We start from the raw sequence: 18,086 nt of genomic DNA on the forward strand, positions 1-18,086 counted from the left end.
CGGAGTGAACGCACCACTGGTGTTCGGGTTGTCATGCCAATGGCATTGCCCGGTAGCTAAGTGCGGAAAAGATAAGCGCTGAAAGCATCTAAGCGCGAAACTTGCCTCGAGATGAATTCTCCCTGGGTCCTTGAGACCCCTGAAGGGACGTTGAAGACTACGACGTTGATAGGCCGGGTGTGTAAGCGCAGCGATGCGTTGAGCTAACCGGTACTAATGACCCGTGAGGCTTAACCTTACAACGCCAGAAGCGTTCTGGTGGCGTTCGAGAGACGCAAAAGAGATTTTCAGCTTGTTACCGGAATTAAGTCCGAAGGATTTTGCGCTGTGACAAGGCGGCCAGTGAAGTGAGGGAAGGAGCATAGATAAGTATGTGACTGAGCTTACGAGCGCAGGCAACGCAGTCAGAGCACAAAAGACACAGGACAGAGCACAAAGAATTTGCCTGGCGGCTTTAGCGCGGTGGTCCCACCTGACCCCATGCCGAACTCAGAAGTGAAACGCCGTAGCGCCGATGGTAGTGTGGGGTCTCCCCATGCGAGAGTAGGGAACTGCCAGGCATCAAATAAGCAGACAAGCCTCATACGAAAGTATGAGGCTTTTTTGTGCTTTGAATCTGGCGATAATCGTCGATCTGACACGAAATAGTCTGAAGCTGTCACTACTGACCCAGGTTCCATAATGCATAGCCGGTGGCAGCACCGGCGACATCCCAGCTAAAATCCTTCCAGCTCCAGCCGCTTCCACCCTCTCTGCTATCGTACAGCTCTTTTACCGCGCCGAGGCTAATCGCAAACATCACCCCGAAGCTGCCGCTATGGCCTTCACGCCAGTTTTGATGTTCTCCATAGGCGCTTCCGGCGGCAGAAAGAAAAGCGGATGAGAGAAAATGCTGGGCTTTATCACGCCCGGTCCACTCATCCTGGGCCATATGAGTACAGCCACTGCAAAATAGTACGGCAGACAGCAGGCAGATACGCATACATCCTCCCATAAAAAAGCCCCGGCTGAGCGGGGCGCGAAAACAGAGGCAGATTAGAGAATACGGCTGATTAACCGGTCAATACGAATACGTCGTAAGCGGCGGATAAGTTTACGAACTTTCACCGGATAATCTGCAATGCTTTCCAGATCGTGGAAATGCTGCACGGTGGTGGTATGTTCACGGATCAGGTTCAGCTCGTGATCGCGCTGCGCGGTCAGTTGCTGGAGGGGATCGTGGATCAGTACAGCATTTTCCAGATCCAGGCGCCAGGCGCGCGGATTCAGGTTATTCCCCGTGACCATCATCCATTCGTCATCAACCCACAGCCCTTTGAGGTGGTAGCTATTCTCACCATCTTTCCACAAGCGTACGGTGAGTTGCCCACTGTTGACATAATACTGTAAGCGGCTAAGGAAACGACGCAGGTTAATTTCATACAGATAAGGCAGCGCGCCGATGATCTTGAATGGCTGATCTTCCGGGATATAGAAATCGTTCGCCGTTTTGTCGCCAACAATAATCTCGACATCTTTGCCCTGTCGTAACAGATAGATAATGTTACGCACCAGAATAGCGGGCAGATTGAAGTAAGGTGTACAGATCGTCAGCTTCTGCTCTGCGCAAGGCATCAGATGATAGATGGTTTTGTTCAGAAGACTACGTTTACCGAGGCCAACCAGAGGCGTAACCGCCAGCTCTTCGTTGTTGGCATCCCCGTTAAACTGGTAGTCGAAGCCACGCAAATCCTGACGGAATTGCCGGGTTTCATTTTTTATTTCCGGGCTTTTTGGCCGCTCATACTGGTCAAGACGATTGACCGCTTCCGCCTGGATCAGATTGTTTTCAATCCAGTCAAACATGGTATCTGCCAGCGTGCGATTACCGATCAACTGGTAGCGGTCATAGCGATATCTGTCTTGCTGATGCAGATACACATCGTTAAAACTGGCCCCGGTATACAGCACGGTATCATCAATGATGGAGCCCTTCAGGTGTAAAACACCGAGTGCTTCACGCGTATTGACCGGGATACCATAGACTGGAATCGCCAGACCGGGGTGTTGAGCCGCCATGTCACAATACCAGTCGGCATTGGTTGCTCCGGCCGCCGCGCCGATGCGCCCACGCTGTGCACGATGCCAGTCGACCAGAACGCGAATATCCAGTTCAGGGCGCTGCTGTTTTGCTGCATAAAGTGCAGACAGGATGGCGCGACCACCCTCATCATTTTCCAGATAGAGGGCCACTATGCAGATACGCCGTGTGGCAGACGCAATTTTTTCCAGCAGCGTTTCGCGAAATTCTGCGGGTGAATACAGCGTGGTGAAATCAGCAACTGACTGAGCTATTTTAGGCAGTTGCGCAAGGTGCTGTTGGTGTTTATTGCGTTTAAATTTTGACAACATCACAGTGCGTTTCTTCTCTGTTCATAGAATGGCCTTTTGCCATAAAATCATGACCCTAACCGCGAATAATACCACTAGTTGGTCATGATGCTATCAGATTTACTTTTCGTCGCCTGTGTGAGCGTTTTGCAACAGCAGTGACAGGCCGACAATGCCATCTTCAAGTTGGATATCGATGGCAAAACCCAGCTTACGTGCCAGAGTGACCATACCTCTGTTACCCGGCATGGTAATGCCGTTCAACTGCTGTAAACCATGCTGCCGGGTATAGATGATCATCTTTTCCAGCAGACGCCTGCCGAGGCCAAGTCCTTTCAAATCTGAGCGTACCAATACCGAAAATTCGGCATCAATGTTATCGGCATCAGAGATGGCACGGGTCACGCCGATGATCTCATCCTGCCCCTGATGCTGACGTACTGCGACAATCGCCATTTCACGATCGTAGTCGATCTGCGTCATGTTAGCCAAATCGTCATGGGTGAACTCGTTGATCTGACTAAAATAGCGGTAGTAGAGATCTTCTTTCGTTACCTGAGCAATAAACTGCTGCAGCAGCGGTTCATCCTCCGGGAGAATAGGCCGGAACAGACACTGCTGGCCATTTTTTAACTGCACGGCCTCTTCCAGTTCATGAGGATAAGGGCGGATCGCCAGCCTGCCTTCGGCATCTCCGTTGAACTCAGCCAGCTGGAGCGTCACATCCAGCAGGGTAAATTCATCATGACTGGCCAGTAACGGATGAATATCAAGCCGCACGATTTCCGGGCAGTCAACCACCATGTTGGATACCCTGACCAGCACCTGGCTCAGGCCCACAATATCCAGTGGATGAAGCGCGCTGCGGCCACGTATTTTTCCCTTCTTAATGGCCTGAATCACCAGATAGCGAGCCAGAGTCATATTCAGCGGCGGCAGGGCGATAACCGCTTGCTTGTCGGCATGCCAGGTCACTCCGCCTTCTCCCAGCATAATCACCGGCCCGAACAGCGGGTCCTGCTCTACCACGATGCGCAGTTCCTGCGCTCCGGCGCGGTTCGCCATGCTTTGTACCAGCAATCCCTGGATGCGTGCCTGCGGCCAGGCGAGCTTCACGCGATCGATAATGGCTTCGGCGGCCTGTTGTACCTCGTCCGGGGTACGCAGATATAACATTACCCCCTGCACCTCAGATTTATGCGGAATATCCGGCGAGCGCAGTTTCAGCGCTACCGGATAGCCAATCTGCCCGGCGATCTGCACGGCTTCTGCGCTGTCGCTGGCAATCCAGGTGGGAAGTGTGGTCAGGCCGAAGGCTTGCAGAATAGGCTGAACTTCATGCGTATCCAGCGAGGTGGCACCGTCTTTTAATGCCTGATGGATCAAACGATGTGCATCGGTGGTATTTGCGGTCAGGTTGGCGGGCAATGCAGGCGTTTCACGTAGCTGTTTCTGGTTACGGCGGTACTCTACCATATGCATAAAGGCCGTAACCGTCCCTTCGGGGGTGCGATACGTTGGAATACCGGCATCATTAAACAGACGACGTGCGTCCAGTGATGAATACTCACCACACCAGTTGGTCAACAGGGTGAGCTGTTTACCGCGCGGATGCTGTTTCACCAGGGCGATAATCTTCTGGGCCGTTAGTGTCGGCGGTGCGACTGCGCTGGGCGCATGAATGATCAAAATGGCATCCAGGTCATGGCTGGAGAGCAGCAGGGACAACGCCTGTAAATAGTGCTCCGGGGTGGCATCATCTTTCAGATCGAGCGGGTTACCTGGCGTGACACCTTCCGGGAGCAGTGAGGCCATTTCAGTAAGTAAAGACTCACTCAGCGTAGCAAGCTTACCGTTACGGGCATAGAGTGCATCCAGTGCCAGTGCCGCCGGTGCCGCACCGTTACTGATGATCATCAACCGCTCCCCACGTAGTGGGCGCATATGGCTGAGTGTCTCCACCGCGGAGAACAGTTCATGGGTATCCTGCACACGCAATAGACCCGCACGTTGAATGGCGGCATCCCAGGCGGCGTCCATCCCACCGTGGGTTTTCAGTAACTTTTGGGCATGAGGGCTGCGGCCACTTTTAATCACCAGAATCGGCTTATTACGCGAAGCGCTACGTGCCGCAGAAACAAAACGACGGGCATCGCTGAGATGCTCAAGGTACAACAAAATGGCGCTGGTTTTCCCGTCTCTCGCCAGGAAGTCCAGCAGATCATCGGCATCAATATCCAGGCTGTCACCTAATGCGATAAACCAGGAGAAACCCAGTTGTCGCTGTTGCGCCCAGTCAAGAATGGTATTGGACACCGCCGCAGACTGGGAAATAAAAGCCAGTTTGCCAGGAGTAATAGGCACCGGGGAGAAGCTGGCATTCAGCCCCTGCCACGGCGCAAGCAAACCCAGGCTGTTAGGCCCAAGAAGTCGAATTTGCCAGCGGCTGGCACAGGCTTTCAGTTCAGCAAGTTGCTCGGCAGGAGCAGAGAGAATGATACAGGCTTTACAGCCACGTTCGCCCAGCGCCGTGAGCAACTCGAGATTGCGTTTTGCATGGGTGCAGATAATGGCGAGATCGGGAGAGAGTGGCAGGCTGGGAATATCAGGCCATGCCAGCACGCCACAAACCGCCTGATATTTGGGCGTCACCGGGAGTACCGGCCCACTGAATCCCCCGGCCAGCAGGTTACGCATCATCAGATAACCGGCACGTTCAGGCCGGGTGGAGGCACCGATCACGGCAATGGATTTCGGTTTAAGCAGGGCTTCTAATCCGCGTTGACTCATCTCCGCTCCCTTCGAGAATGACCCGCTATGCTGCCGGGCAAAGTAGCTTGAGTCTACTCCGGGTCTGACGAAGATGCTGGATTGCGTATCAGTTAATTGATCGCAGCCAGAATTTATTCATCATTTTCAGCCATCTGCTGTGGGTGATGAGGTTTTCCTGCGAGGTAACGTTGGCGAAACAGATCAAAATGGCGAAACAGGGCCTCGCCCGCAGCGGTGTCGCCCGCCTGTAACAGCAACTCGGCGGCGACTTCTGCCGTGCAGTGCTGGCCTTCGGCGTGAGCGACGCGTAACTGATAGTTAGAAGGGCGGGTCAGAGTCAGCGACATCACCGGGAGAGTGTCCAGCCACGGGCTTTTGCGAAACATTTTACGCGCTTCGGTCCAGGTGCCGTCCAGCATGATAAACAGCGGTGGTTTTCCGCTGGTGGGTGGGCTGTTCAGTACTGCACGGCCAGCGTCGGCATAGGATTCCGGGAAAACGACAACGGGCTGATAACGCGGGTCGCGTACGGCTTCAAGCAGGGCGGCATCGGGTTCGGTCCGCGACCAGCCAAACGCCAGCGTATCCGGCAGAATATCTGCGATCAGCCGTCCGGTGTTACTGGGTTTCAGGGGTTCGCTGTCAAACATTACCAGACAAAAGCGGCTGCGTGCCTGCTGGCTATCAATGGTGTCGCACAGGCAATTTTTTTGCGGCAGCAGACAACGCTGGCAGCGCGTAATGCGATTACCTCGGGCAAGGAAAGGACGGGTGGCTCGGGCAAGGCGTGCAGCGCGCAGCAACAGAACAGCGTTATCGGTCATGATCGGTCATCAAGGAAAAACGCTATTCTAACGGATTCTGGCCGGGCGTGCCCGGCCAGATGGTTACAGATTTTCGTCCAGCCAGGCTTCGAAAGGCGCTTTTGGCATCGCACCGTTTAACATATCCGCCATCTGGCCCTGTTTAAACACCATAATGGTCGGAATGCTGCGGATGCGAAAGCGTGCACTCAGTTCTGGCTCAGCTTCGGTATTCACTTTCAGGAAACGAATCTTACCGTTACGTTCCTGCGCCACCGATTCATACACCGGGGCAAAGTTAACGCACGGGCCGCACCAGGGCGCCCAGAAGTCGATCACTACCGGCAGGTCATCCTGCAGGTATTTGTCCAGCGTCGCGGCGGTGGCATTGACCACATGGCCGTCAAACAGCACATGACCACAGCGGCCGCACTTGGCGCCGTCAGTCAGCCGTTCAGCCGGTACGCGGTTGGTCGCCTGGCAGGATGCACAAACCGTATTCATTATTCACCTCAGTTCAGGAGTAAGTGATTACTTACTGCAATTCTTAGTAAATCAGCCAACATTATGCTGTCGGGTGAAGAGGCTAACAACGAGATTTGTTCAATGGGTATAATAGGTAATGTCTCATAACAATGATGCGGATTAGCGGCTACTGGCTTTTATTGGAAGTTGATAGCTAAGTGCTGCCACATCAGGTAATCTGCGCGCTTCGCGCTCAGGCCAGGTGGAGGAAAAATGAACGACGAATTTAAAGGTAAGAGCGGCAAGGTCAAAGTGATGTATGTCCGCGGTGATGACGAGAGCAGCAACAAGGGCGGGAATCCCCGTACCGGTAAAGGCGGCCCACGTCAGCAGGATGGCGCACGCCGTCCTTCACGTAATGCAGACAGCAAGCCACGTGGCGGGCGCGATCGCGACGAAGGGCACTCTGACTCTCCGTGGCGTACCGTTTCCCGTGCGCCAAATGCTGCGCCCGCTGTTGATGATAAACCGGACCATGGTGGCATCAGCGGTAAAAGTTATATCGATCCCGAGCAGATACGCCGTCAGCGTATGGAAGAGACGCGTGTGTATGGCGAAAATGCCTGCCAGGCCCTGTTCCAGAGCCGTCCGGAAAGTATTGTGCGTGCCTGGTTTATCCAGAGCGTCACACCGCGTTTCCGTGAAGCGTTAAAATATATGGCGGCCAACCGCAAGGCTTACCACACTGTGGATGAAGCCGAGCTGCAGAAAGCTTCCGGCACTGAACACCACGGCGGTGTTTGCTTCCTGATCAAAAAACGCGTGGGCATGCCCGTTAGCGAATGGCTGGCAACAGCCGGTGAGAAAGATTGCGTGCTGGCATTGGAAGATATCGGCAACCCGCACAACCTCGGCGGCATTATGCGTAGCTGCGCACACTTTGGTGTGAAAGGTTTGCTGGTGGATGATGCTTCCCTGCTGGAGTCGGGCGCCGCTGTGCGTACCGCTGAAGGTGGTGCAGAGCATGTTCAGGCGATTAGCGGCGAGAACTTTGCTGCGGGCCTGAGCGCGTTCCGTAAAGCAGGCTATACCATTGTTACCACGTCCAGCCATAAAGGTGTGCCGCTCTCACGAGCTGAACTGCCGGCAAAAATGGTACTGGTACTGGGTCAGGAACGTGATGGTCTGTCTGACAGCACCTTCGACCAGGGTGACCTGAGTGTTTCTATCGGTGGTACCGGGAAAGTGGAAAGTCTGAACGTTTCCGTCGCAACCGGTGTACTGCTGGCCGAATGGTGGCGTCAGAACGTTTGATGTAGCCATGAACGAACGGCAATAAAAAAGGGGTGGCCCGTCAAACAGGCCACCCCCTGATTCCAGGGGCAGATCAATGATCTGCCCCTTTTTAATGGGCGCCGCCCCCGCCCCCACCCGCACCAAACGGCGGACGGGCAAACCACACCAGCACCAGCAGCAGGATAAACACCCCCGCAGAAGCCCAGAAGATCTCATTGGCTGAGATGATGAGCCCCTGATTGGTGATCTGCTGTGCAAGGTAGGCTGATGCCTGGTCATGGGTCATCCCCATTTGTTCCAGCTTCGCGTACATCTGTTGCGCGTTTGTATTGTATGGCGTTATCGATTCCGTCAGATGAGCATGATGCAGCGACTCACGATCGGTCCACATGGTGGTGGTAATCGAGGTGCCAATCGAACCCGCCAGCGTTCGGGTAAAATTCGACAGGCTGGATGCCGCCGCCAGTCTTTCCGGTGGCAGCCCCGAAAGGGTAATGGTTGTCAGTGGCATAAAGAAGCAGGCCACCGCAAACCCCTGGATAAACTGCGGCCAGGCGGAGGCAGCAAAGTCCATTCCCGGTTCAAAAGTATAGGCGCGCCAGTAGAAGCACACTGCATACATAATGAAGCTGAATGTCACCAGCCGTCGCATATCGAGCTTATGCGCAAAGCGGCCGATAATGGGTGACAGTATGACCGGAATAATCCCCACCGGTGCCGAGGCCAGCCCCGCCCAGGTTGCCGTATAACCGTAAACCTCCTGCAACAGTTGCGGCAGCAGAACGATTGAACCGAAATAGAGCATATAGGCAAGGCTGATCGACAGGCAGCCGATGGTGAAATTGCGCGATTTGAACAGTGACAAATCCACGATCGGGTGGTCGTCGGTCAACTCCCACACCAGTAGCACCGCCAGGGCTACGACGGCGATGACCGTTAATGTGATGATTTCAGGGGAACTGAACCAGTCCAGCTCTTTACCGCGATCCAGCATGACCTGCAGACAGCCGATACCGACCACCAGTAGCACCAGACCGACGGTATCTATCGGACGGATGACCGTTTCCGTTTCGCGATGACGTAATGTCTGTAAAGCCAGGATCACCACCACCACGCCGATAGGCACGTTGATAAAGAAGATCCATCCCCAGTGATAGTTATCACTGATCCAGCCACCCAGAATAGGGCCGCAGATCGGCGCAACGATCACGGTCATTGCCCACAGTGACAGTGCCACACTGCGTTTTGCGGGGGGGTAATTACTTAACAGCAGGCTTTGTGACAGCGGGATCAAAGGGCCCGCGACGATCCCCTGGATCACGCGGAAGAAGATCAGCATGCTCAGGCTTTCAGACATGCCACATAGCCAGGAGGCGATGACGAAGGCCACCGTCGACCACAGGAACAGTTTCACTTCCCCGAAACGCTTGGCCAGCCAGCCGGTGATCGGAATCGAAATTGCGTTAGCTACGCCAAACGAGGTGATCACCCAGGTCCCCTGGGAGTTCGAGGCCCCCAGGTTCCCGGCGATGGTGGGGATCGCCACGTTAGCAATCGTGGAATCCAGCACCTGCATAAAAGTAGCCAGCGACAGCGCAATGGTCATCAGAACCAGTTGCGCGCCTTCAAGCGGTTTACGCGCCATAACAGTCTCCCGCCGTTTTAGCCGGCATTGGCACGGATAATATCGCTAATCAGCTGATTCGCTGGCGTCAGGTCCAGTGCCAGAGCATCACTTTCGTAGGCAGGCTTGCTGCGTACGCTGGTGGCGAGTACGGCACCTTCACTGTTGCTGGTATCGATTTTGACCAGCGTCGACAGGCCAATGCGCAGTGGATGTTTCGCCACTTCCTGTGGGTCAAGTTCGATACGTACAGGCAGACGCTGAACGACTTTGATCCAGTTGCCGGTAGCATTTTGTGCCGGTAACAGGGAGAACACGCTGCCCGTTCCCATATCAAGGCCGACCACTTTGCCCTTATACACCACGTCATCACCGTAGATATCACTGACCACTGTGGCTGGCTGGCCGATACGAACGCCTGCCAGTTGCGTCTCTTTGAAGTTAGCATCCACCCACAGATTATTGGCCGGAACAATCGCCAGCAGCGGCGTGGTTGTACCGATTTGTGAACCTACCTGCACGCTGCGGCGCGACACATAGCCATCAATGGGGCTGATGATGTTGGTACGTTGCAATGCCAGCCAGGCATCACGCAGGGCGGCGGCGTTCTGTTTCACTGCGGGTTGGTTTTCCAGTGACGTATCCAGAATCATCGCCTGGTTTGCGTTGTACTGCTGCATCGCCACATCAAGCTGAGCTTTCGCTGTGGCAACCGCATCACGCGCATGTTGCAGATCTTCTTTGCCAATCAGGTTAGATGCACCCAGCGGCTCACGACGACGTAAATCTGCCTGAGCCTGTTCGAGGGCCGTTTTCTGCAAGCCGATAGTGGCCTGATACTGCCTGCCATTGATAATCAACTGGTGCGTCTGACGTACGCTGGTTGCCAGTGCCGTCTGCGCTTTCTCGAAAGCCTGCTCAGCATCGGTACGATCCAGCGTGACCAGCACATCGCCTTTTTTCACGAAGTCAGTATCGTCAAACCAGACTTTATTGACGCTACCGGAGACTTGCGCCATCACCTGCGCCTGGTTTCCGGCAATATAGGCATCGTCTGTTTCCTGAAAATGACGTAATACCAGGAACCAGTACGTCAGATAAGCCACCCCGATAATGACGAACAGTACAGCCAGAAAAATCAGTGCATTTTTGCGCGTCTTTTTCTTATTGCGTGGCTGCTGCGGGTCTTGTGTCACCGCGCTTGCACTCATGATGTTCTCCTGATTCTCTGCCATTCGGGGGCCGCTATCATCAATACGCGCGATCGCCCGAGTCTAAAATGCCAGCGGGGTAAGCGCTGGCATGAATGTGTTCTAAAGGGGCTTAAAGTAGCGATTTCCAATAAATGGTGTGTCGCACATTATGCTATTAGTGGATCAATTATCTGGAAAGGGAGGCGACAACTTCCTCTTCATCCATTTTATCGAGGCGGGTCAACAGTTTGCGGGTGATTCCCTCAAGCTGTGATTTTTCTGATGAGCTCAGTGCAGACCACAATAATTGCAGGCACTGATGCTGTGGTGGCAGCAACTGGCGCAGGAACTCGTGTCCTTTTGGCGTCAGATGCAGATGCAGACAACGGCGATCGTTATCACTTTCACGACGCTCAATCCAGCCGCGTTTTTCCAGCTCATCGGCAATACGCGTGGCGTTAGTGCGGGATGAGCCTAGCGCAGAACTCAGTTCTGATGGTTGAATGCTGTGATCTTCCTGCGCATCCAGCGTAATTAATGCCATAAACAGCGTTTCGTTGATCCCCTGTGCCTTCAGCATTTTGTTGCGGTTTTCCAGCAACTTACTCTGCATGTGCATACACAGACGGGTCAGCATAATTTCCTGTAACGGGAAATCTTTCTGACGATTAGCGCGAAAATTCAGCATCTGTTCAATGGGAGTAAACGAACTTTCCATTATGTAGGAACCTCACTAGTTGCAACTGGTATAATAACAATGATGATTAATAAAGTAATTCCACTTCTCTGCAGACGGTGATTCACTCACGTTTATGCTGCCATCATCAGTAGTTTCCAGGTCACTCCATAACCCAGGGCGCTCAACAGCATTGAAAAAACAATGCTGCGCGAAAAATTGAAGGTAATACTCAGCAAGCCGAAACCCACAAGGGTTGGCAAAATCGCGAAAATATCGGTCAGTGACGAAGATGAAACAGAGGCTTCAGTTGGAGTAAAACCAGGGCGGGAGGCATTCAGACCAAAGGCAAATGCCACAGGCAGGTAGCCAATAACAATTGGCAGACTGTCTGTGGCGCCTTCACGCCAGCTGGCGCGCGGACGATTTTCATTTTTAACCGGGTTCTGAAGCTCAGCCATGAGCAAATGTTACTCTACTGTTACTGAATAATTTCATCTGAAAACATCACCAGCCTGAATAAATTGCGCCTAACCTTACCAGAGTACGAAATGTCTTAACAGGCCGCTGGCATTGAAAAAACTTCATTTTCACTGCAAAAAATCAATGCAATTCAGCCTCATAATGATGACTTCGCCACCAGTTAAATAGATTAACTAAGGTTAACAGAGCACCCACGGTGCAGACACCATACCAGCCTGCCGTCTGAAAAGCGGATGCGGAAAGCAGTGAGCCGGCGGCACCGCCGATAAAATAGCTGGTCATATACCCGGACGTCAGTCGGTTCCGTGCTTCTGGCATATGACGATAAATCACGCTCTGATTGGTAATATGCACACCCTGTACGGCCAGGTCGAGTAGGATAATCCCGATAATCAGAGCGATTAATGAGTGCGCACCAAACGCGATAATGCCCCATGAAGCCAGCAGGATCAGCAGGCCAGCGCTGGTGGTCAGGCGGGCTTTGCCTTTATCGGCCAGTGACCCGGCTTGCCGTGCTGCCAGGGCACCCGCTGCGCCAACCAGGCCCAGCAGACCAATCTCGCCTTCAGAATAATTCCACTCTGGTGATGACAGCAGAAACGCCATTGAGGTCCACAGTACGCTGAAGTTAGCAAACGCCAGGCAGCCAGTAATGGCACGGGTACGCAATATCGGATGCTGTGCGAACAGGGTGAAAATAGATCCCAGCAGCTGGCCATAATTTAACGGAACCGATTGCTTATAGCGTGGCAACCCGCGCCACAAGGCCAGTGCCATCATCACCATCAATACACTCGCTACCCAGTAAACCAGTCTCCATCCGCCCAACTGCGCCAGCCCCCCGGCAACGGTGCGCGCCAGCAGGATACCCAGCAACAGGCCGCTCATGACAGTGCCGACGACTTTTCCCCGTTTTTCCGGTGCCGCGAGACTGGCAGCCAGTGGCACCAGAAGCTGCGCGACCACAGAAAACAGTCCGGTCAGAACGGTGCCCAGTAGCATCATCATCAGCGAACCTGACAGCGCAGTGATCACCATACCGCCGGCTGCCAGCAGGCTCATGATGACGATCAGCCCCCGGCGCTCAAGCATATCGCCAAGCGGCACCAGCAGAAGCAGCCCTGCGGCATAGCCTAACTGAGCGGTGGTGACGATAAATCCTGCCTGATGGAATGAGAGATCGAAGGTCTGAGCAATGGTTGCCAGCAAGGGCTGCACGTAATAGTTACAGGCAACGGATAAGCCTGTAGCGATGGACATCAGGGCGACAAGTGCAGAATTCAGGCCGGGACGAGGGGATGTCATAACAACCAGTATGAGTGTGAGAATTATCTGAGTGGCTAATAATAACCTAAAAAACTATTTCACTCACATGATAATTGACAGGACAAACCAGTTCGGCAGCAGGGTTGTCCTGTTTTATCTGATAAGAAAAGGGTCGACCGAAAAAGAGGTCGACCCTTACGTCAGTCTGAAGGTGATTCACGCTCATGGCACAACCGTTGTTCTGGTTGCCCCTGGCGAGTGATTATTTACCCGCAGCCAGCGCGTCTTTCACCCAGCCATCAAACTGTGCCTGGTGGGCTTTGATCCAGCCGTCAACGTGTGCGTTGATATCGGCTTCAGAAGACTGCCCCTGATGCATACGTGAGTTCTGCGCATTGATATCGGCAATCGGCAGCTTCATCTCAGCAAACAGTTTTGCCGCCGCCGGGTTTTTCTCAGCCCAGGCTTTATTGGCAACGATGTGCATAGTGTTCACCGGGAAGCCGTAGTTCGCACCGTTAGGCAGCTTGGTATCTACGTCTTTCTGTTCGCCAGGCATCGAAGAGAAAGGCACCTGCAACCAGACGACATCACGGCCTGGCACCAGCACATCGCTCACCCAGTATGGCGTCCAGGTGTAATAGAAGATGGGTTTACCTTCTTTAAAGCGGGTGATGGTATCGGCGATCATCGCCGAGTAGTTACCCTGGTTATGCTCAACGGTCTTCGTCAAATCAAAGGCCTTGATCTGGTGATTAATCACCGCTTCACAGCCCCAGCCTGGCGTACAGCCGGTCATATCGGCTTTACCGTCATCATTGGTATCGAACAGTTTCGCCAGCTTCGGATCTTTCAACTGATCGATACGCGTGATGTGGTATTTTTCGGCAGTTTTTTTGTCAATCAGGTAGCCCTGGGCTGCCCCTTGCACATAGGTTCCCTGACGATAGAATTTAGCGTCACCGCCTGCCGCTTTATACATATCGTCATGCAGCGGTTTCCAGTTAGTGGCAATAAAAGTGGTATCGCCGGACGCAATCGAGGTGTATGCCACGTTGTAGTCGACTTCACTCGGCGCTTCAACGGTATAGCCCAGCTTCGTGAGTGCACGACTGACCAGCAGCGTCTGGAACGTCTCTTCGGTGATGGTGCTCTGTGCGGGCTTAACGGTAATACCCTTACCAGGCAGATCGGCGGCGGATACCTGGGCGGCGGCCAGCGTGGTGAACGCGGCGGCCAGCAGTGTTATTTTTCGCATAGTCATCAGTACCTTTTTGTTATTTGGTTTTGCAGAAAGGGCGAGTCAGCAGACCCAGAGGGCCACTGGCGTACCAGCGACGGTTGCCACGACTGCGGCTGTCGCGTCCCAGCGACTGCGTCAGGCGGTCGAGAATAATCGCCAGAATCACAATGCCGACGCCACCGACGGTGGCCAGCCCCATATCCAGGCGGCCGATACCGCGCAGCACCATCTGGCCGAGACCACCGACGGCGATCATCGAGGCAATCACTACCATCGACAGTGCCAGCATCAGCGTCTGATTGACCCCCGCCATAATGGTGGGCATCGCCAGTGGTAGCTGTACTTTGAACAACATCTGACGTGGGCTGGCGCCGAACGACTCTGCCGCTTCGATCAGATCGGCAGGCACCTGTTTAATACCCAGAATGGTCAGACGTACAATCGGTGGCAGGGCGAAGATAATCGTCACCACCACACCCGGCACATTACCGATACCGAACAGCATCACGATCGGCACCAGGTAGACAAACGCAGGCGTGGTCTGCATCGCATCCAGCAGTGGGCGAATGATCTTGCCCGCTCGCTCGCTGCGTGCCAGCCAGATCCCCATCGGCAGACCGATAATGATGCAGAACAGCAGGGCGGTCAGTACCAGCGCCAGTGTTACCATCGCTTGTGACCAGGCACCTATCGCGCCAATCGCCACCAGAGAGACCAGCGTGGCCACGCCCATACTGAAGCTGGACAGTTGCCAGGCGATCAGCGCAAATACGATAATCGCCACCGGCGCGGGCATGCCCAGCAGCAGGTTCTGGAAGGCGCTGAGGATGTAATCCACCGGCAGGCGGATACCCTGAAACAGCGGACGGAAGTGAACAACAATCCAGTCAATAGCGGTGGTTACCCAGCTGTCGAGCGGGATCAGGGTTTTATGGAACGGATCGAGAATATTAAAATGTTCCACCTGCGGGGTCGGGGCACTGTTCAGCCAGTCGCCGCTGGCTGCGGCATCATGGCCACCGGCTGGGGCGGTTCCCCAGGCGTCACCACCGCTGGAGGCGGCATCCGGTGCGGGCTGAGTAGTCGCCGCGTCCGTGGGTGAACCCCAGGGATCGCTGCTGCTGGCGGCAGCCTGGCTACTGTCCGTTGGGGCGCTGGTGGCGGGTGCGGCATTCTGCGTGGCGCCGGACTCCCACGGGTTACTGGTTTGTTCACTCATGGCTGGCCTCCATCACGGTCTAATGCCTGCAACAACATTCCTTTGGAAATAATCCCCACATACTGACCTTCTTCGCCCACGATAGGCACCGCACAAGGGGCCTGCGCCACATGTGAGAGGAGATCGCTTAATGACGTCTCCGCAGGCATCGCCGCCGGGCTTTCCAGCAGTGCCTGATCGAGGCCTTCGCCGGCGGCCAGTGCCACCTTCAGAGAATCAATCGACACGGTGCCGACGAATCGTTGTTTCTCCAGGACATAACCGTATTCGCGGTCATTATCCTGGAGTAGTTTGATCGCTGAACGAGGGCCAAAACCGGGGGCTTTACGGATCAGTGCTGCGGCACTGCGGCGGGCAATATCTTTCGCACTGAACACGTGGCTGATATCGACGCCACGGAAGAAGGTACGCACGTAGTCATTAGCGGGATTATTGAGAATTTCATCCGGCGTACCGACCTGAATCACTTCCCCACCTTGCATGATCGCAATGCGGTCACCGATGCGCATTGCTTCATCAAGATCGTGGGAAATAAAGACGATAGTACGCTGGTGGCGAGACTGTAATTTCACCAGCTCATCCTGCATCTCGGTACGAATTAATGGATCGAGTGCAGAGAAGGCTTCATCCATCAATAATATGTCGGGATTGATGGCCAGTGCACGGGCTAATCCAACACGCTGACGCATGCCTCCGGAGAGTTCATCCGGGTAGGCATGAGCATAATTATCCAGCCCAACCTGACGTAATGCATCCAGTGCTTTTTCCTGACGTTCTTGCAAAGGAATACCGGCTAATTCCATCCCGAAGGCGGCATTATTTAATACCGTCATATGAGGCATCAGTGCGAAGGATTGGAATACCATGCTGATTTTATTTCTACGAACCTGGCGTAATTCACTGTCAGATATTTTGGCAATATCTTCGCCATCAATGATGACCTGGCCGCGGGTGGGTTCTATCAGACGATTGAGAAGGCGAACCATGGTGGATTTCCCAGAACCGGACAACCCCATGATGACAAAAATCTCGCCTTCTTCAATGGCCAGACTGGCGTCTTTCACGCCGAGAGACAGTCCGGTTTTTTCCAGAAGTGCCTCTTTACTGATCCCTTTTTCAATGTGCTTAAATGCGCGCTCGGGGTTTTCCCCAAAAACTTTATATAAATTTTTAACTTCAAGTTTAATAGCCATGCATTAATTAATTTCCTGGTTATTGGTTGGTTTTATATATTTGCTCTTCTGTGTGGTTAAATATTAACGGCCTATACCGTAGCACACTGAGAATCTGAGACAACCCTAAATGGGCTGTTCATAAATGTTGATTGAGATGCCAGTCCCGGCGAATGCCAGAGCAGGTAAGGGATGAGAGCGAATTGAGTTGGTCTGAAAAAAATGAATATTTCGCTAAGAAACATCTCAGTGACTGCTGAATTAGCTCGCTATCTGACGTTATGACAACGGAAATAATTGTAAGAAAACTGCCATATTGATGACGCTGAAAGAGGAGGGAAGGTTTGAAAATTAATAACTAATTAAAACGGGAAGAGGAGAAAGATGGCTGTCAGTCACAGCCATCTCTGAAAGGGTTAAAAGTTCCAGTCGGCATCTTCGGTATCGACGGCTTTCCCCATCACATAAGAGGAGCCGGAACCAGAGAAGAAATCGTGATTTTCATCGGCATTCGGTGACAACGCAGAGAGGATCGCCGGGTTCACGTCGGTCATCTCTGACGGGAACAGTGCCTCATAGCCGAGGTTCATCAGGGCTTTGTTGGCATTGTAATGCAGGAACTTCTTCACATCTTCCTGCCAGCCTACGCCTTCGTACAGGGCATCGGTGTACTCCAGCTCGTTCTCATACAGTGCCAGCAGGAGGTCAACGGCGAACTGTTGCAGCTCCTCTTTACGCTGCGCACTCTGCGTCTCCAGCGCCTTCTGATACTTGTAGCCAATATAGTAGCCGTGAACCGCTTCATCTTTAATAATCAGGCGGATAAGGTCAGCGGTGTTCGTCAGCTTGCCGCGACTTGACCAGTACATCGGCAGATAGAAACCGGAATAAAACAGGAAGGATTCAAGGAACACGCTGGCGATTTTTTTCTTCAGCGGATCGTTCTCATAATAGTGCTGAAGAATGATCTCGGCTTTGCGCTGCAACGGACCGTTCTCTTCGCTCCAGGCGTAAGCAGCATCGACATCGCTGGTGTGGCACAGCGTGGAGAAGATCGAGCTATAGGAGCGCGCATGGACCGCTTCCATAAAGCTGATATTCGACATCACCGCTTCTTCATGCGGCGTCAGTGCGTCAGCCATCAGCGCGGGTGCGCCCAGGGTGTTCTGAATGGTATCCAGCAGAGTCAGGCCGGTGAACACGCGGATCGTCAGCTGTTGTTCATCGTGATTCAGGGAGTTCCACGCGGGGATATCGTTAGAAAGTGGCACTTTCTCGGGCAGCCAGAAATTGCTGGTGAGGCGATTCCACACTTCCAGATCTTTGTCGTCTTCGATTTTGTTCCAGTTAATGGCGTGAATTTTCTTTAATTTCATGTTGTTGTTCCTGGAGCGGATCTTAACGGGTCAGGCATGCCTGACCCCTACGCGATACGGTACTGTACATATGGTGCACTATTTGTCGGGTCAGGCATGCCTGACCCCTACGCAATACGGTGCTGTAC

General features: G+C 53.6%; 14 protein-coding genes, 2 rRNA genes and 1 pseudogene. 3 read left to right on the plus strand and 14 right to left on the minus strand.

Annotated features, from left to right (window positions below; all coding sequences use genetic code 11):
* Nucleotides 1-238, plus strand: a 23S ribosomal RNA gene (locus tag WH277_RS08115); the annotation flags it as partial.
* Nucleotides 239-444: 206 nt separating this feature from the next.
* Nucleotides 445-560, plus strand: a 5S ribosomal RNA gene (rrf, locus tag WH277_RS08120).
* A 101-nt stretch (nucleotides 561-661) separates the two neighbouring features.
* On the opposite strand, the gene WH277_RS08125 is transcribed toward rrf, so the two are convergent.
* The 5 genes from WH277_RS08125 to trxC form a co-directional block, all read right to left on the minus strand.
* Entirely contained in the window at nucleotides 662-982 is a 321-nt protein-coding gene (locus WH277_RS08125) for a YfiM family lipoprotein (RefSeq protein WP_133845787.1), read from the minus strand.
* Nucleotides 983-1,035: 53 nt separating this feature from the next.
* Nucleotides 1,036-2,391 (minus strand): CDP-diacylglycerol--serine O-phosphatidyltransferase, encoded by a 1,356-nt coding sequence (pssA, locus tag WH277_RS08130; RefSeq protein WP_133845963.1) that lies wholly within the window; start codon nucleotides 2,389-2,391, stop codon nucleotides 1,036-1,038.
* A gap of 99 nt (nucleotides 2,392-2,490) precedes the next feature.
* A complete protein-coding gene (locus WH277_RS08140; protein WP_339505204.1) occupies nucleotides 2,491-5,160 on the minus strand; it encodes a bifunctional acetate--CoA ligase family protein/GNAT family N-acetyltransferase in 2,670 nt (889 codons plus the stop codon).
* Nucleotides 5,161-5,273: 113 nt separating this feature from the next.
* Nucleotides 5,274-5,966, minus strand: a complete 693-nt coding sequence (locus tag WH277_RS08145; protein WP_200644204.1) for a tRNA-uridine aminocarboxypropyltransferase — start codon at nucleotides 5,964-5,966, stop codon at nucleotides 5,274-5,276.
* Nucleotides 5,967-6,029: 63 nt separating this feature from the next.
* The gene (trxC, locus tag WH277_RS08150) at nucleotides 6,030-6,449 is read right to left on the minus strand and encodes a thioredoxin TrxC (protein ID WP_133845790.1); all 420 of its coding nucleotides are present in this window, start codon (nucleotides 6,447-6,449) and stop codon (nucleotides 6,030-6,032) included.
* A 234-nt stretch (nucleotides 6,450-6,683) separates the two neighbouring features.
* Here trxC and WH277_RS08155 point away from each other — a divergent pair, with 234 nt between their 5' ends.
* Entirely contained in the window at nucleotides 6,684-7,724 is a 1,041-nt protein-coding gene (locus tag WH277_RS08155; protein WP_133845791.1) for a tRNA/rRNA methyltransferase, read from the plus strand.
* Nucleotides 7,725-7,815: 91 nt separating this feature from the next.
* Here the strand turns inward: WH277_RS08155 and emrB are convergent, their stop codons facing one another.
* The 9 genes and pseudogenes from emrB to nrdF form a co-directional block, all read right to left on the minus strand.
* Complete coding sequence (emrB, locus tag WH277_RS08160; RefSeq protein ID WP_133845792.1) at nucleotides 7,816-9,351, minus strand: multidrug efflux MFS transporter permease subunit EmrB; 1,536 nt, start codon at nucleotides 9,349-9,351, stop codon at nucleotides 7,816-7,818.
* Between the two features lie 17 nt (nucleotides 9,352-9,368).
* Nucleotides 9,369-10,541, minus strand: a complete 1,173-nt coding sequence (emrA, locus tag WH277_RS08165) for a multidrug efflux MFS transporter periplasmic adaptor subunit EmrA (protein WP_133845793.1) — start codon at nucleotides 10,539-10,541, stop codon at nucleotides 9,369-9,371.
* A 169-nt stretch (nucleotides 10,542-10,710) separates the two neighbouring features.
* A complete protein-coding gene (gene mprA / locus WH277_RS08170) occupies nucleotides 10,711-11,241 on the minus strand; it encodes a transcriptional repressor MprA (protein WP_133845794.1) in 531 nt (176 codons plus the stop codon).
* Nucleotides 11,242-11,501: 260 nt separating this feature from the next.
* Nucleotides 11,502-11,660: pseudogene (locus WH277_RS08175) on the minus strand (branched-chain amino acid ABC transporter permease); the annotation flags it as partial.
* A 142-nt stretch (nucleotides 11,661-11,802) separates the two neighbouring features.
* Nucleotides 11,803-12,987 (minus strand): MFS transporter, encoded by a 1,185-nt coding sequence (locus WH277_RS08180; RefSeq protein ID WP_133845795.1) that lies wholly within the window; start codon nucleotides 12,985-12,987, stop codon nucleotides 11,803-11,805.
* A 223-nt stretch (nucleotides 12,988-13,210) separates the two neighbouring features.
* A complete protein-coding gene (gene proX, locus WH277_RS08185) occupies nucleotides 13,211-14,206 on the minus strand; it encodes a glycine betaine/L-proline ABC transporter substrate-binding protein ProX (protein WP_159338584.1) in 996 nt (331 codons plus the stop codon).
* A gap of 19 nt (nucleotides 14,207-14,225) precedes the next feature.
* Nucleotides 14,226-15,410: a glycine betaine/L-proline ABC transporter permease ProW gene (gene proW, locus WH277_RS08190; RefSeq protein ID WP_133845797.1), complete on the minus strand. Its 1,185-nt coding sequence runs from the start codon at nucleotides 15,408-15,410 to the stop codon at nucleotides 14,226-14,228.
* Complete coding sequence (gene proV, locus WH277_RS08195; protein WP_133845798.1) at nucleotides 15,407-16,603, minus strand: glycine betaine/L-proline ABC transporter ATP-binding protein ProV; 1,197 nt, start codon at nucleotides 16,601-16,603, stop codon at nucleotides 15,407-15,409. The genes proW and proV overlap by 4 nt, the downstream gene beginning before the upstream one ends.
* Nucleotides 16,604-16,998: 395 nt before the next feature.
* Nucleotides 16,999-17,958: a class 1b ribonucleoside-diphosphate reductase subunit beta gene (gene nrdF, locus WH277_RS08200; protein WP_133845799.1), complete on the minus strand. Its 960-nt coding sequence runs from the start codon at nucleotides 17,956-17,958 to the stop codon at nucleotides 16,999-17,001.
* Nucleotides 17,959-18,086: the final 128 nt, after the last annotated feature.

The organism is Erwinia sp. MYb416 (assembly GCF_037479575.1).
Taxonomy (GTDB): domain Bacteria; phylum Pseudomonadota; class Gammaproteobacteria; order Enterobacterales; family Enterobacteriaceae; genus Erwinia; species Erwinia rhapontici.